This is a genomic window from Rouxiella chamberiensis, assembly GCF_026967475.1.
In the GTDB taxonomy this organism is placed as follows: domain Bacteria; phylum Pseudomonadota; class Gammaproteobacteria; order Enterobacterales; family Enterobacteriaceae; genus Rouxiella; species Rouxiella chamberiensis.
Genome location: NZ_CP114058.1, coordinates 1,636,024 through 1,650,960, shown reverse-complemented (window position 1 = coordinate 1,650,960; position 14,937 = coordinate 1,636,024). Strand labels below are relative to the sequence as shown.

The 14,937-nt window shown below is 54.8% G+C and carries 11 protein-coding genes; 6 read left to right on the top strand and 5 right to left on the bottom strand.

All coding sequences use genetic code 11. The annotated features are described in order from the left end of the window. Positions 1 to 536: 536 nt before the first annotated feature. Positions 537 to 1,757 (bottom strand): glycosyltransferase family protein, encoded by a 1,221-nt coding sequence (locus O1V66_RS07710; protein WP_045047746.1) that lies wholly within the window; start codon positions 1,755 to 1,757, stop codon positions 537 to 539. A gap of 37 nt (positions 1,758 to 1,794) precedes the next feature. Continuing rightward, complete coding sequence (locus O1V66_RS07705; RefSeq protein ID WP_045047747.1) at positions 1,795 to 2,604, bottom strand: mannosyl-3-phosphoglycerate phosphatase-related protein; 810 nt, start codon at positions 2,602 to 2,604, stop codon at positions 1,795 to 1,797. Positions 2,605 to 2,889: 285 nt separating this feature from the next. Here O1V66_RS07705 and smrA point away from each other — a divergent pair, with 285 nt between their 5' ends. From smrA to O1V66_RS07690, 3 genes are all read left to right on the top strand, one after another. Further along, positions 2,890 to 3,465 (top strand): DNA endonuclease SmrA, encoded by a 576-nt coding sequence (gene smrA, locus O1V66_RS07700; protein WP_045047748.1) that lies wholly within the window; start codon positions 2,890 to 2,892, stop codon positions 3,463 to 3,465. 166 nt (positions 3,466 to 3,631) lie between these two features. Continuing rightward, complete coding sequence (gene apbE / locus O1V66_RS07695) at positions 3,632 to 4,681, top strand: FAD:protein FMN transferase ApbE (protein WP_152623617.1); 1,050 nt, start codon at positions 3,632 to 3,634, stop codon at positions 4,679 to 4,681. Positions 4,682 to 4,937: 256 nt separating this feature from the next. After that, positions 4,938 to 5,780: a serine hydrolase gene (locus O1V66_RS07690; RefSeq protein WP_052673408.1), complete on the top strand. Its 843-nt coding sequence runs from the start codon at positions 4,938 to 4,940 to the stop codon at positions 5,778 to 5,780. Between the two features lie 45 nt (positions 5,781 to 5,825). Here the strand turns inward: O1V66_RS07690 and glgX are convergent, their stop codons facing one another. After that, entirely contained in the window at positions 5,826 to 8,099 is a 2,274-nt protein-coding gene (glgX, locus tag O1V66_RS07685; protein ID WP_045047749.1) for a glycogen debranching protein GlgX, read from the bottom strand. 239 nt (positions 8,100 to 8,338) lie between these two features. Here glgX and O1V66_RS07680 point away from each other — a divergent pair, with 239 nt between their 5' ends. Then, positions 8,339 to 9,298, top strand: coding sequence for a 2-hydroxyacid dehydrogenase (locus O1V66_RS07680; RefSeq protein WP_045047750.1), 960 nt, complete (start codon positions 8,339 to 8,341; stop codon positions 9,296 to 9,298). A 120-nt stretch (positions 9,299 to 9,418) separates the two neighbouring features. Further along, positions 9,419 to 10,381, top strand: coding sequence for an HTH-type transcriptional regulator Cbl (gene cbl, locus O1V66_RS07675; RefSeq protein WP_045047751.1), 963 nt, complete (start codon positions 9,419 to 9,421; stop codon positions 10,379 to 10,381). A 935-nt stretch (positions 10,382 to 11,316) separates the two neighbouring features. Here the strand turns inward: cbl and O1V66_RS07670 are convergent. Next, positions 11,317 to 12,267 (bottom strand): ABC transporter substrate-binding protein, encoded by a 951-nt coding sequence (locus tag O1V66_RS07670; RefSeq protein ID WP_052673409.1) that lies wholly within the window; start codon positions 12,265 to 12,267, stop codon positions 11,317 to 11,319. Positions 12,268 to 12,278: 11 nt separating this feature from the next. Continuing rightward, positions 12,279 to 13,391 (bottom strand): LLM class flavin-dependent oxidoreductase, encoded by a 1,113-nt coding sequence (locus O1V66_RS07665; RefSeq protein ID WP_045047752.1) that lies wholly within the window; start codon positions 13,389 to 13,391, stop codon positions 12,279 to 12,281. A gap of 196 nt (positions 13,392 to 13,587) precedes the next feature. On the opposite strand from O1V66_RS07665, the gene O1V66_RS07660 reads away from it, so the two are divergent. Continuing rightward, entirely contained in the window at positions 13,588 to 14,877 is a 1,290-nt protein-coding gene (locus O1V66_RS07660) for a rhodanese-like domain-containing protein (protein WP_045047753.1), read from the top strand. Positions 14,878 to 14,937 lie beyond the last annotated feature (60 nt).

The window sequence follows — 14,937 nt, the reverse complement described above, 5'->3', positions numbered from 1 at the left end:
ATTAATTTTGATCTGAAGACAGATAATTGCAAAATCCTGACATTTCTCGTGCTGTAAATAGCGAAGCAATACTCACTGCGGCTTTTTTATAGCAGCGTAATATCCGACTAAAACGCTCGGTTAATTAGCGCCTAAAGAAAGAAAAAAATCGTCAGCAAATCGGCATTAAGAGATGGCAATGTTTAAAAGCGTTATAAATCATTTATTTGATAGTAATTCACTCAAAGGTTGCCTCATGCCACGCTACGTGTGAAATAGCGATAAACCAAAATTGTGTTATCACGATGTTACATATTTAGATGCAAGGTCCGACCAGAAACCAAATATTACAGCTTTCTCGACTTTACTACCTCGTGGGAGTTATTGACGTCACCTTTCACTCACCTGAAATGCTCAAGATAATTTTAACGATAACCTAATGTCTCTCGAAAAATAGTTGGGGGATAAAAAAAGACATCGCCATATAAATTATGGCGATGTCTCGGATTATCAGTAATCAGCGTAAAACCAGTCACGCTATGTTACGTCTAAATAACTTATACGTTACCTTTATTATCTTCTTCGACGGCATCATGAAGGCGTTCAAGCATGTCGGGGAAGGCCGATTGCACTCGACTCCAGCTTGGAATAAACGGCTTCTCGCTCGGCGTATCCACAAAGGCCAGACCGGCTTCCATAATCGCGCCCGAAAACAGTTCAACCGCCGACTCTTCACTGTGGCGGTCAAACTTCAGGCCGTTCATGCGGGCATCGTGCTCGAAGCCATCAATCATATCCAGCGCATTGCGGTAATAAGTGGCTTTGAGGATACGGAAAGATTCAGCGGTAATCGGTACGCCAAGAATAGCCATCTTGCGATACAGCGCCTTGGTGATATCGATACTCATGCGTTGCAGGCCGGTGCTGGCATCTTCTTCGGACATCGGCTGATGCTTGTGGTCATAGTTATCGGCGATATCCACCTGACAGATACGTTTGGTGGCCGTATTGCGGTGCAATTCGGAAAGCACGCCAATTTCCAGTCCCCAGTCGCTCGGAATACGCAGGTCACTCAATACCTGCGTGCGCATGGCAAATTCACCGGACAACGGATAACGGAAGCTGCGCAGATACTCCAGAAAATCGGAGTTTCCGTAGACGATTTGCAAAGATTTCAGCAAAGGGAACACCAAGAGACGACCCACGCGACCGTTGAATTTGCCGTCGGCGACGCGAGCGTAATAGCCTTTGCAGAAATCGTAGTGGAAATTCGGGTTGGCGACCGGATACATCAGACGTGCCAGCATTTCACGGGTATAGGTGACAATGTCACAATCGTGCAGGCCCACTACGCTTGTGCGCCGTGACGCCAGCGTATAGCCTACACAGAACCAGACGTTGCGGCCTTTGCCCGGTTCCATTGGCGAAAGATTCTCTTTTTTCAGCTCTTCATCCAGCGCTTTCAGGCGCGGACCGTCATTCCACAAGATACGATGGCGCTGAGGAAGACGTGAGAAAAATTCGCGGGCAAACAGGAACTGGTCACGATCGGCACGGTCCAGACCAATGACTATCTCTTCCAGATAAGGCACTTTGGTCAGCTCGTCGACAATTTTGGAAAGCGCAGGGCCTTCCAATTCCGAAAACAGGGAAGGCAGAATCAGCCCCATCGAACGGCGGCCAGAGAAAACCTGCAGATCGTATTCCAGTTCTTCCAATTTTCGTTTGGTCAAATTGTGAAAATTGGTAATGATTCCGTCCTGATAAAAGTCGCTCATACGAACCTCGGCTCTTGTAATAATAAAGATTTATAAATCAGAGACTCACAAAGTGATCCAGCCCTTGCTTCCAGCCTTCGGGGCCGAAAAGACCGGTGCGAAAAACCTGTGCTTCGTTATCGAGTGGCATCGGATGTTCATGATGCCCGCGAATAACCACAGAAAAATCAGTGGCATTGAGCATGCCAATATCATTGGGACCGTCGCCGAGCCCCAGAGTGACGACCGGCTTGCCGGTGCGTAGCTGGTATTGCTCCCGAAGCCAGTTGACCGCCTGACCCTTTCCGGCATCTGCGCCCATTACGTGCCAGAAGCGGCCGCCGCGCGTGAGCGCCAGCTGTTCCTGATGGAGAGACTTCTCGAAACGGGCGAAATCCAGATCGTTGCCAAACCAGATAATGGGTTCCGAAGCTTCGCGCTGCATCGCCTGGTGCGCATTTTCGGGCGACAGTCCGGTCCAGTCGATAACCTGCTGCGCGCCGACGTCTCCAAACCCGCGAAATTCGAAATCATAACGTTGGCGCAGCGCGACCAGCGTATGACGAATAGCCTGATAACTTGCGCCAATAATCTGGCCCGCCCTGTCTGAACCATCTTCGTGCCAACCGGCGGGCAGGCGGATCATCGCGCCGTTTTCGGCAATAAAGGGTTGATCGGCAAGTTGGAGCTTTTCCTGCAAGGCATCGACTTCGACCGCCGTTTTGCTGGTGGTCAAAATCACCGGCACTCTGGCCGCGCGCAGCCGGTCCAGCCACTCCTGGGCAGGTTGCCAACTGTAATCATTGTGGTCCAGAAGCGAACCGTCGAGGTCAGTGAATACAACCAGATTGTCATCAAGGTAAGGCATCATTTCTCCCCAGTTAAGACGGAAGCGGACGGGTCAAAAGTCGACATTTATCCGTTCCAGCGTTTAAGTATATACCTAAATTTCCAACCTATTTTTTTGTGCGCCAAATAACCGAAACCGCAACAGAGGGTTAAGTCATTCCGCGGCCTGTAACGATTCAACTAAACTGTCGAGATATTGCAGCGGCGGCTTTTTTGGATACACTCAGCGTTGGGACCTGCCGATTTGCTTATGAGTAGGTAGGGCCTGCGCAACTAAACAGACCGCCACGTCGGGAGACAGACAATGAAAATTGATGATGAAAACGAAGATTTTCTTTTCTTTCAGGAGATGGCCGGCGTACAGAAACTCAACGACAACAATCAGGTGGTTTATCTCAAGAACCCTCAAAAACCCGTCCGCATCGCGCAAGAGACATTACAGCAACCCGAGAACCCGCTGACCCTCGGTTTTCTCGAGGTCATCGACTGCGCCGAACCGCTGGAGTACAAACACGACGGCGTGCAGCAGGGCGTGCTCGACAAGCTGCGAAACGGGAAATATCCACTGGAAGCCAGCCTCAACCTGCTGCGTAAACCCGTGGAAACCTGCCGACAGGAACTGTTCAGCTTTTTCCTGCAGGCTCGGGCGCAGAATTTGCGCACCCTGCTGGTGGTTCACGGGCGCGGGCGACATGAGCAGAGCCACGCCAATATCGTGCGCAGCTATATCGCCAAATGGTTGAAACAGCTGGATGACGTGCAGGCATTCAGTGTCGCGCAGGGCAAGGACGGCGGGGCAGGCGCGTGCTACATCGCCCTGAAGAAATCGGCGGCAGCCAGACAGGAAAACTGGGAACGTCACGCCAAGCGCAGCAGGTAAACCTTTCTTCAACCCGCAGGGTTTTGTTTTTCAAAGCCCTGCATCGTTAGCCTCTTGTTTAATTCAGGTTGTATACTCTGCCCCCGTCATCATTGAAGCCGCGCTTTAAATGACGACAGGGGTTTTCCAGTATCACAATCATTGCGTCAGCTAAGTGAGTTTTTCCATGTTGTTTACCCGTCATGTTTTACCCGCCTCCTTCCTTTTGAGCTGCGGCGCAGTGCTTTGCGCATGCGGCCCGACAGACAACGCGGCCCAGCCGGTGGTTATCTCCGGTAAAACGATGGGCACCTATTATCGGGTAAGCATGGTCGGACTGGACAAAAGCCGCGAGCCGGAACTGCGTCGACAAATCGAGGCGCAGTTGAAGGAAGACGACCACGAGCTTTCAACCTATAAAGATGACTCCGTGCTGTCGCGCTTCAATCAGTATCTCGGCACTGCGCCGCAACCGGTCAGCCGAGGCATGGCCGACGCCGTGATAACCTCGCTGCGCATCGGCGAGAAAACCGCAGGCGCGATGGACATTACCGTTGGGCCGCTGGTCAACCTATGGGGATTCGGGCCGAGCAAAGAGCCGGTAAAAATGCCCGATGCGCAGCAGATAGCGGCGGCAAGAGACGAAGTGGGTCTTCAGCATCTCAAGGTGATTCAGCAAGCCGACGGCCAGTATTTACAGAAAGACCTGCCGAACCTGTATGTCGATCTCTCTACCGTCGGCGAAGGGTACGCGACGGATCATCTGGCGCGTCTGGTCGAAGGCAACGGCATCAGCGATTATCTGGTGTCGGTCGGCGGCGCCGTGGTTTCGCGGGGTAAAAACCCGCAGGGCAAACCGTGGCAGGTGGCGATTCAAAAACCTACCGACAAGGAAAACGCCGTCGAAGCCATTGTCGATTTACAGGGCATGGGCATCAGCACTTCCGGCAGTTATCGCAACTACTATGAGCTCGACGGCAAGCGGTTATCGCACATTATCGACCCCGCAACGGGCCGACCTATTACGCACAAACTGGTGTCGGCCACGGTGATTGCGCCGACGGCGCTTGAGGCCGACGGCTGGGATACCGGCCTGATGGTTCTCGGCACCGACAAGGCGCTGGCGCTGGCCGAAAAAGAGCATCTTGCCGTTTATCTGATAACCAAAGAGCCCAATGGTTTTAAAATCACCATGACGCCGCAATTCAAGGCATACCTGCGCGACGCCGAGAAGTAGGTACATCGAGACTTAGGAACTGTCTTAAAAGCCTCGCCGCAAAGCCTGATGCGGCGGGGTTGTCCGTAATCTGCAACGATTTTTTTACAATTTACCTTTAGGCAGGCTCAGGTAAGTTAGGCACTATTTGTCGTCAGGGGAGCGCTTTTGTCATTGACGAATCTCACGTTTTCTCCGCCTACGTCTTCAGGAAGCGGTTGTCTTGTCTCTGTGTTGTTGAAGTCATCCATTCATTTTTAAACGTCTTATGGTTGTCATGTCATTTTTTCCCCGCGCTGTAAAATTGTGTTCTCCCCGTCTGCTGATTTCCGTCTTTATGCTGCTCACCGCGGTGGCAACCCCGGTCATGGCGAAAACCTATCCGCCCATGTTGTCCCGATCCGTGCTGGTCATGAACGCCTCCAACGGCCGCGTGCTGTATCAGAAAAATACCGCGAGAGCCTATCCGATGGCTTCGCTGACCAAACTGATGACCGCCATGGTGGTGCTCGACAGTAAACAGTCGTTAACGCAGAAAATTACCGTGACCTCGGCCGATCGCGACCTGCTCAAACATACCCATTCGCGTTTGACGATTGGCTCGACGCTGTCGCGTAAAGACATGCTGCACATTGCGTTGATGTCGTCCGAGAACCGGGCCGCGGCGGCCCTGAGCCGCTATTATCCTGGCGGGCGTCGTGCCTTTATTCGCCAGATGAACCGCAAGGCGCGGGCTTATGGCATGCGCCACACCCATTTTTATGATGCGACGGGCCTGACACCCCGCAACACGGCCTCGGCACATGATTTGGCTATTATGGCGAAACACGCCTACCGCTACGCACTGATTCGCCAGCTTTCTACCGACAAACGCTATGTGGTGCATCCGGGGCGTGGGCAGCTGGTGTATCGCAGTTCCGACGGGCTTATCAACAACAAGACCTGGAACATCGTCTTGCAGAAAACCGGCTTTACCGATCAGGCGGGGCACTGTCTGATTGTCTATACGAAACTGAAAGGGCAGGACGTGTTGATGGTAATTGCAGGTGGGCCGCGCGGCTATTCGCATTATCACGATGCGCTGGGGTTAAAAGCCTGGCTGATGCACGGCAATCTGTAGCGGGTATAACCTATCGCGCCCGGGAAAACCCGGGCGCGAAGCGGCTTACTTGGAGCGGCTGATAAGCTCGAACAGCACCACCGTACGGGAGGTACAGGTGTAGCTCGAGCCGAAATCAACGTGATGCTCGTTGATGTCATCCGGTTGATACGTATCCATAATATGACGCCAGCTTTCCCCGTGCGCCACGGACGGCAACGTAAATACCACGTCTTCATGTGCAGCATTGAACAGCAGTAATACCGTGCTCAATGAACCATAACGAATAAGACCGGTAGGCTGCGCACGCCCGTCGAGCATCATGCCGATACACTTGGCATGCGCGTCGGACCAGGCTTCCTCGGTCATCTCTTCACCGTTGGGCTGGAACCAGCTGACGTCTTTGACATCGAGTTTTTCGTGCAGTTTCCCGGTCAGGAAACGGCCGCGATGCAGGATAGGGAAGCGCTTGCGCAGTGCAATCAGGCGATAGGTAAACAGAATCATCGCTTTGCCGCGTTCTTCTATCTCCCAGTTTATCCAGGCTATCGGCGTGTCCTGACAGTAGGCATTATTGTTGCCGTTCTGCGTACGCGCAAACTCGTCACCGGCCAGCAGCATGGGCGTACCCTGCGCGAAGAACAGCGTCGCCAGCATATTGCGCATCTGCCGCAAACGCAGCTCGTTGATGGCCGGGTCGTCCGTTTCCCCCTCAAAGCCATAGTTGGCCGAGATATTGTTGTCGGTGCCGTCCTGACTGTCCTCGCCGTTCTCCTCATTGTGCTTGTCCTGATACGAGACAAGATCATTGAGGGTAAAGCCGTCGTGGGCGGTAATAAAGTTCACGGAGGCATAAGGCTTGCGGCCACGGTGGTTGAAGATATCCGCCGAACCGGAAAGGCGAGTGGTGAACTCGGCCAGTTGCCCTTCGTCGCCGCGCCAGAACTGACGTACCGAGTCGCGGAAACGGTCGTTCCATTCCACCCAGCCCGGCGGGAAACCGCCTACCTGATAGCCGCCGGGGCCGCAGTCCCAGGGTTCGGCAATCAGCTTGCACTGGCTGAGGATAGGGTCTTGACGGCAGGTGTCGAGGAAACCGCAGCCTTCATCAAAACCGTAGCTTTCGCGGCCAAGAATGGTGGCTAAATCGAAGCGGAATCCATCCACCTGCATCTCCGTGGCCCAGTAACGCAGGGAGTCGGTGACCATTTGCAGTACGCGCGGATGACTCAGGTTCAGCGTGTTGCCGGTGCCGGTGTCATTGATGTAATAGCGCTTGTTTTCAGGCATCAGGCGATAGTAGCTGGCGTTGTCGATACCCTTGAACGACAGGGTCGGCCCCAGTTCGTTGCCCTCGGCGGTATGGTTGTACACCACGTCGAGGATCACCTCGATTTCCGCCGCGTGCAGCGTGGCAATCATCTGCTTGAACTCGCTGATGGTATGCGTCGCCATATACTGCGGATGCGGCGCAAAGAAGCTCAGCGTGTTATAGCCCCAGTAGTTGTGCAGCCCCTTGTCCTGAAGATGGCGATCGTCGGTAAAGGCGTGGATAGGCATCAGCTCGATGGTAGTGACACCCAGCGACTTGATGTAGTCCACGATTTGCGGCGTGCTCATGCCGGAGAAGGTTCCGCGCAAATGTTCGGGTACCGCCGGATGGCGTTTGGTATAGCCCCGCACGTGGGTTTCATAAATAATGGTCTGTTCCCACGGCACCGGGTTCTTGCGCGAACGCGACCACGAGAAAGCGGGGTCGATGACGCGGCATTTCGGCAGGAACGCTGCGCTGTCGCGATCGTCGACCACCAGATCTTTCTTCTCGCTTTTCATGTCGTAGGCAAACAGGGCGTCGTCCCATTGCAGGTCGCCGACTATCTGCTTGGCGTAGGGGTCCAGCAGCAGTTTGGCCGGGTTGAAACGGTGGCCTTCGTGCGGCGCATACGGCCCGTGCACGCGATAGCCGTAGAGCATGCCCGGCCGCGCATCCGGCAGATAGCCGTGCCACACCTCGTCGGTATATTCCGGCAACTCGATACGGTCATACTCTTCGCCGTCTTCATTGAACAGGCACAGTTCGACCTTGGTGGCATTGGCCGAGAAGATGGCAAAGTTGACGCCAAGTCCGTCCCAGGTTGCGCCCAGCGGGACCGGCAAACCTTCACGGACGCGAGTTTTGTGCCCGCTGTCGAAATTTTTAACCAGCTCGCCGTCACTGTAAGGATGAATGAGACGAACGCCATGTTCGTTAACTTCTACGTCGACCTGTGCCTGGGGTTTAATCGGGGTTTCAAGGGGTGCAGTCGGGACAACGGGTTTGTTGGGTGGGGCTTTGGCCATCGTTGGGTGTTCTCCGGGAGAGTAAACGAGCAAGTGAATACAAAGCGCATGATTGGAGTGTAGACGCAGTTTTACAAACGCACCTTGAAACAGATGATTCGGCTGAAATACTGTACAAGTTTAGGTTGTTACAGGATAGTAAATGGCCCGCCGAGTCCGGTTTAGCTATCACATTGACAGACCCGCGTGGCACTTTATGGCCGTTATTTTGGCCTGACGACCGTTTTGGGGGAGGACACATGAAAACCACCGTATTGAGCTATATTCCTGTCGAAGACAAGTTTATCGCCTATTACCAGCAGGCCGGATTCGACATCCTGTTTGCTCTGACACCGGCAGAACGCGATTCGCTGACGGCCGATGACGCTGCCCGCGTTCGCGCGGTATTGACCATCGGCACCATCGGCATTACTGCCGAGCAGATTGCCGCACTGCCTAACCTTGAAATCATCTGTGCGCAGGGCGTGGGCTATGAGCGTATCGACTTTGCCGCCGCGAAGGCGCGCAACATCAAGGTCACGCACGGGCCAGGTACCAATAGCGCGGCGGTTGCCGACCATACGGTGGCCTTGATGCTCGCGGTGACGCGCCTCATCCCCTATTTTGACCATCGCACCCGCCACGGCGAATGGGCGCAGTCGCGCGATGTACCGCCGGGCATGTCCGGCAAGAAGCTGGGGATTATCGGTATGGGCAATATCGGCGCGCTGATCGCCAGGCGCTGTGCGGCTGGTTTTGACATGCCGGTCGGGTATTTCAACCGCCGCGAGATTGCCGACAGCCCTTATCGCTATTTCGAGAGCCGACTGGCGTTGGCCCAGTGGGCCGATTATCTGGTAGTCGCCACACCCGGTGGAAAAGACACGCTGAAACTGGTCGATGCCGACGTGCTTCGCGCATTGGGTCCGCAGGGATATTTAATCAATATTGCCCGTGGCACCGTGGTGGATACCCGCGCGGTAATAGACAGCCTGACAAGTCACGGCATCGCCGGTGCCGCGCTGGACGTGCTTGACGGCGAACCCGAAGTGCCCGACGAGTTGGTCGGCATTCGACATAATCTTGTACTGACGCCGCACGTGGCCGGGCGCTCGCCCGAAGCGATGCATAACATGGTACAGCTGGTGGTCGATAACCTGTCTGCTCATTTTAGCGGCGAGCCGGTCAAGACGCCGATTCCTGACATGCTGACAGCATAAAAATGGAATAACCGCAGCACCCTTATTAGGAAAAAGCATAAGTAACTTTTTTTCGTATTTGTCCTATTCATGGCGAGAACGTAACAATAGGGCACAAGTACAATTAACAGGGGTGCAACGGTGAATTTCCAACAGCTAAAAATTATTCGGGAATCAGCGCGATGCAATTACAACCTGACCGAAGTGTCCAATATGCTTTTCACTTCGCAGTCAGGGGTCAGTCGTCATATTCGCGAGCTGGAAGACGAGCTCGGCGTCGAAATTTTCATTCGTCGCGGTAAACGTTTGCTCGGCTTGACCGAGCCTGGCAAAGAGTTGCTTTCCGTCGCGGAACGTATTCTCAACGAGGCGCAAAATATTCGTCGTCTGGCGGATATTTTCTCCAAGGAAGATGCGGGCGTACTGACCATCGCAACCACACATACGCAGGCGCGCTACAGTCTGCCACGGGTCATCAAGGCGTTTCGCGCCGTGTATCCGGCGGTGCGGCTCGAACTGCATCAGGGTTCTCCGCAGGAAGTGCTGGCGATGTTGCTCAGCGGGCAGGCGGATGTCGCCATTGCCAGTGAAAAGCTCATCAACGATCCCTCTGTCGCAGCCTTTCCTTATTACCGCTGGCATCACGCCATTCTGGTCCCGGACGGCCATCCGTTGCTTGAGAAGCAGCCGGTGACCTTGCAGCAGCTCAGCGAATATTCGCTGGTGACCTATCGACAGGGCATCACCGGCCGTTCGCGGGTCGACAGTGCGTTCGAGCAAAACGGCCTCAACCCTGACATCGTGTTGAGCGCGCAGGACTCCGACGTCATCAAAACCTACGTCGAGCTTGGTTTGGGGGTCGGAATTCTGGCCGACAAAGCCTTTGATCCCGAGCGCGATCGCGGTTTGAAACTGCTCAATGCCGAGCATCTGTTCGAGTCCAACACCGTCTGGCTCGGCCTCAAGCGCTCGCAGTTACAACGTAACTATGTCTGGCGTTTTATCGAGCTGTGTAATCAAAGCCTGTCGATTAACGAGATCAAAGAGAAAGTCTTCAAGCAGCCGCAGAGTGAAACTGGCGTCGTCATAGACTACGAGATCTAGGTTTAGATTTAGATTTAGATTTGGGAAATCTAAAGGCAAAGTTTGGTTTTTAATTTCAAATTTAATTTCAAGTTCAACGGCATGCGCTGCGCTTACTGGGCGGCGGCCCAGACCGCCCAAAGGGTGTGCCTGGGCCCACACCCTTTGGAATCCCGGGCCCTTTGCCCTCGCGACGCGATAGGTGCAAAATAACGACATCGTTTCAGTTACTCCGCCGTGTGGCGTGGGTCGCGGCGCTCCGCGCTCCCGTCACTCCGCTCGCGAGCCAAACACGTCTCGCTCACGCCGTTCCGCGCCGCCCTGATACCACCAATCACAGCCTCTACCCCAAAACCGGCAACCCGCCCGCGGTCAAGACCCGTTCCCTCAAAGGGAAAAGCTTATATGTTTTTCGTGTACTGCATAAACCCTCTGTTTAATCATTCTGGAAATGGGGGTAAGTAAGGTCTTTCATATTTTCGCTTCCAGAAATAAGCCGTTTGTGGGCAGGCGACGCGGAAGGATGAACACGATTTTGGGTAGAAGCTGATACTGGCGGATTCGGGGCGGCGCTGAGTGAAGTTGAGCAAGACGTCTTTGGCTTGCGAACGGAGTGAAGGGACCGCGAAGCGGCGCGACCTACGCCACGCGCGGAAGCGTCTGGAAAGATCTACAAACTTGAGAATGGCACGGCTTGGCGAGGACAAAAGGCGCAGAGATGCAAGAGGTGGCGCCTTCCACCTCTTGCCCGGTTCCGGCGCTGTGGGTCAAATGCCCATTGAAGTTTTGAAACCGGAAAAATTCCTCGGAGCCTATTGCCCTGAACATTGGCATTAAAGCCGCGCCTCCGGGCCGTCGCCAGTAAGCGCAGCGCATGCTGTTGAACTTGACCTAGTATTTAAAAGTTGCCTTTAGATTCCCAATCTATAAAAAATTTTGCCCTAGATTTCCAAAATCTAATTAACCTTGATGTTGTTGTAGAATGTCTCCTTCACATCGAATTTGTGGGGTAACAGACCGGCCTGAAAATAGAAGTCGGCGGTTTCCTGCTGCTGTTCAATGGTGTGAGAGTCAATGGTTTGCCATTTGGCCTGACTGCGGCCAAACGACAGTTTGGTGGCCTCGGGCGGAAAACCGATGATGTTGGCGAGTGTCACACTGTAGGCATCAATATGTTGATACGCCCAGACCTGAGAGTCGGCCAGACGCTGCACGTAATCCGCGATGGCCTGGCGTTTGCCAGCATCCTTGAGCGCCATATCGGTGGCGGCAAGAAAGGTATTGCCCGAACGTAATCCGCGCCCATTAATGGCTACGCGAAGATGATCCTGCGTTTCGGCATAGGCGGTATAAGGTTCCCACGTTGCCCACACATCGACCGAGCCTCTAATCAGCGCCAGTTTGGCATCGCTGGGCGCGAGATAACGGAAGGTGACATCCTTGCTGGTCAACCCCGCCGAGGCCAGGGCTTTCAGCGCAACATAATGGCCAATCGACCCTTTATTGGTGGCGATGGTTTTACCTTTTAAATCGGCAGCCTGATGAATCGGACTGTCGGGGCGCACAATCAATGCCGTGCCGTAGGCATCGGTCTTGTCGACAACCAGCGCTTTGACCTGCGCGCCCGCCGCTTCGGCAAACAGCAGCGGCGCATCGCCAATCACGCCAATGTCTACCGCCTGGGCGTTCAGCGCTTCGGCAAGCGGGGCAGCGGCCGGAAATTCCGACCACTCGATCTTGTAAGGCAGATTCTGCAACTTGTTGGCGGCTTCAAGCTGGGCGCGCATATTGCCTTTCTGGTCGGCGATGCGAAGCGTAACTTCGTTCTCAGCGTGAGCGCTCAGCGCCGAAAAACATAAACTCGCCAGCAGGCTCAGTCGGCTCAGGGGAAGCTGTGTCAATTTCATCGGGCAAATCCTTACCATTCGGCATGTGCGGCGGGCAGCGGTTGAAGGCCTGCCGCCTGTTTTCGGGCTGCAATTTTCCGACGCGTCAGGGGAATCAGCTCTTCGCCGTACAGGATTGCGTCATTTAACGGATCAAAACCGCGAATAAGGAAGTTCTCGATGCCGAGGTCATAATATTCGAGCAAGGCGTCGGAAACCTGATCCGGCGTACCGACCAGCGCCGTGGAGTTATACCCGCCGCCGACCAGCGCCGCGATACCGGTCCACAGATGTTTGTCGAGACGGTCGCCCTGAGCCACGGCATTTTGCAGACGCTGTGCGCCCACGCTTTGAGGTTTCGGGGAACCAAAATTATGCCCGCTGTTTTCAAGCTGGATTTTTGCCCGGGCGCGAATGGCTTCGGCTTTCTGCCAGGCTTCGTCTTCGGTACGCCCAAGAATCGGGCGAAAAGAGATGCTGAAGCCGATATCACGCTGATAGCGGGCGGCTTCCGCCTTCACGGCATGAACCGTTTCGGCGGCGCTCGCCAAAGGTTCACCCCAGAGGGCAAAGACATCGGCGTGCTTGCCCGCCACGCGAATGGCATCGTCCGACGAGCCGCCGAAATAGACCGGAAGCTTGGCCTGTAGCGGTTTAATCTGCGCGAAAGCGTTTTCGGCCTGATAGTACGCGCCGTGATGGTCGTAACCCTGCTCTGAATACCAGCTTTTCTTTACCACCTGGAGAAATTCTTCGGTGCGCGCATAACGACGGCCTTTGTCGAGAAAATCGCCGTCGCGGCGCTGTTCGGCGTCATTGCCGCCGCTGATGATGTGAACGGCCAGTCGTCCATCCAGCAAGTTGTCGAGCGTCGCCAGTTTACGGGCGGCAAGGGTCGGTTCGACAAAACCGGGGCGGTGCGCCAGCAGGAAATTAATCTTTGACGTATGGGCACCGGCATGAGCCGCCACCAAAAATCCATCGGGCTGATCGGACCAATATCCCACCAGAATTCTGTCGAATCCTGCATTTTCGTGGGCTTTGGCAAAGTCGGCAATATACTGTTTATCAAAAATAGGCCCCGTGGCCGGAATGATTTCCGAGGCCAGTCGATGGCCTATCATTCCAATAAATTGAACGCTCATAACAACGCCTCCGGCGGTGAGGTTAGCCATCCGCAAGGCAGACGGCAGGTGTGATTTACCATAGACAGGCTGTCCGGCGAGGAGAAATCAATAATTAACATTTGGATAGCGATAAATTGAATTTTGTCAGGATCTCCACGGTGCTAGCCTGCTTCTCAATGATTCATTCCTTGTCTCACTCTGGTGGAGCCCATTAATGCCGAATTCTCATCGTTCATACCCTCTGCGTCATACCGCCGAGGTCTTGCAGGCGCTGCGCAGCGGGCAGGAAGTCGCCCTTGTCGATTTACGTGAAGAGGCCGATTTCGCCACCGGTCATCCGCTTTTTGCCGCCAATCTGCCGCTGTCGAAGCTGGAAATCGAAGTACTTGACCGCATTCCGCGTCGCAACACGGCAATCACGCTCTACGACAACGGTCAGCGCTACAACCAGCGTACCGGCTCGCGCCTTGCCGAGGTGGCCTTTGAACGTCTGAAAGCCCTGGGTTATGTGGATATCGCGTTGCTCGCGGGCGATCTCGACGGCTGGAAAGAGGCGGGCGGTGAGCTGTTTACCGACACGCACGTTCCCGCCAAGGCCTTCAACGCCTGGGCGCAGTATCACGGCCAGAAGGCGGAAGCTGAAATAGATACCGCGCGTTTCTCCCGCGAGCAGGCCAGAGACAAGGCTTCGCGGGCAGGGGCGGAAAAGATAGACCTGTCGCAATTGATTCAGTGGCAGGCCGACAGCCAGCGCACCCTCTATTTGCTGGACGTGCGCAGCAGCGAAGCGTTTCAGGCCGCACACCTGCCGGGCGCGCGGCACGCCGCCGCCAGCCAGTTGATAAAAGAAACCGATCGTTTCGCCAGCGTGCGCGGGGCCAGAATTGTGTTGATCGACGACGAGGGCGTGCGGGCCAATCTCGCCGCGGCCTGGTTGGCGCAGGCCAACTGGCAGGTTTATGTGCTGACGGGGCATGACGCGCAGGCGCTGTACACTGAATCGGGCAATGCCGCCATCACCTCGGCACCGGTTCCGGCCATCGAAAACATCAGCGGCGAGCAGCTCGAAAAATGGCTGGCAGAAGGGGAAACCGGCATTATTGATTTAACACTGAGCGCCAATTTCCGCAGTCGCCGCATTCCGGGGGCCGTCTTTACCTCGCGCAGTCAGTTGCCACAAACGTTGTCGCAGCGTCCGGCCTATAAACGTTGGGTTGTTACCTGCGGCAGCGGTTTTCTCGCCCGTTACGCTGTCACGGAAGTTGCCGAGTTGACGGGGTCTCCTGCGTATCTGCTGGAGGGTGGAACCTTGAAATGGATTGATGAACAGCGTCCGCTGGAGCACGGCGATTCTCCTTATCTGCATAATCCGCGCGACAGGCATTTCAGCCTGCAGGATAGCGCAGACACGCATCAGGCTTTCAAGGACTGGGAAATCGGCGTGGTGGCGCAGCTTGAGCGCGACAACAGCCACGGTTTTCGGGTGGTGAAAGAGCAGGAGTAAAGGGTAAACAGGCACCATAAAAATGGGCAGCCTCGGCTGCCCAAATCATTACTGAAAACG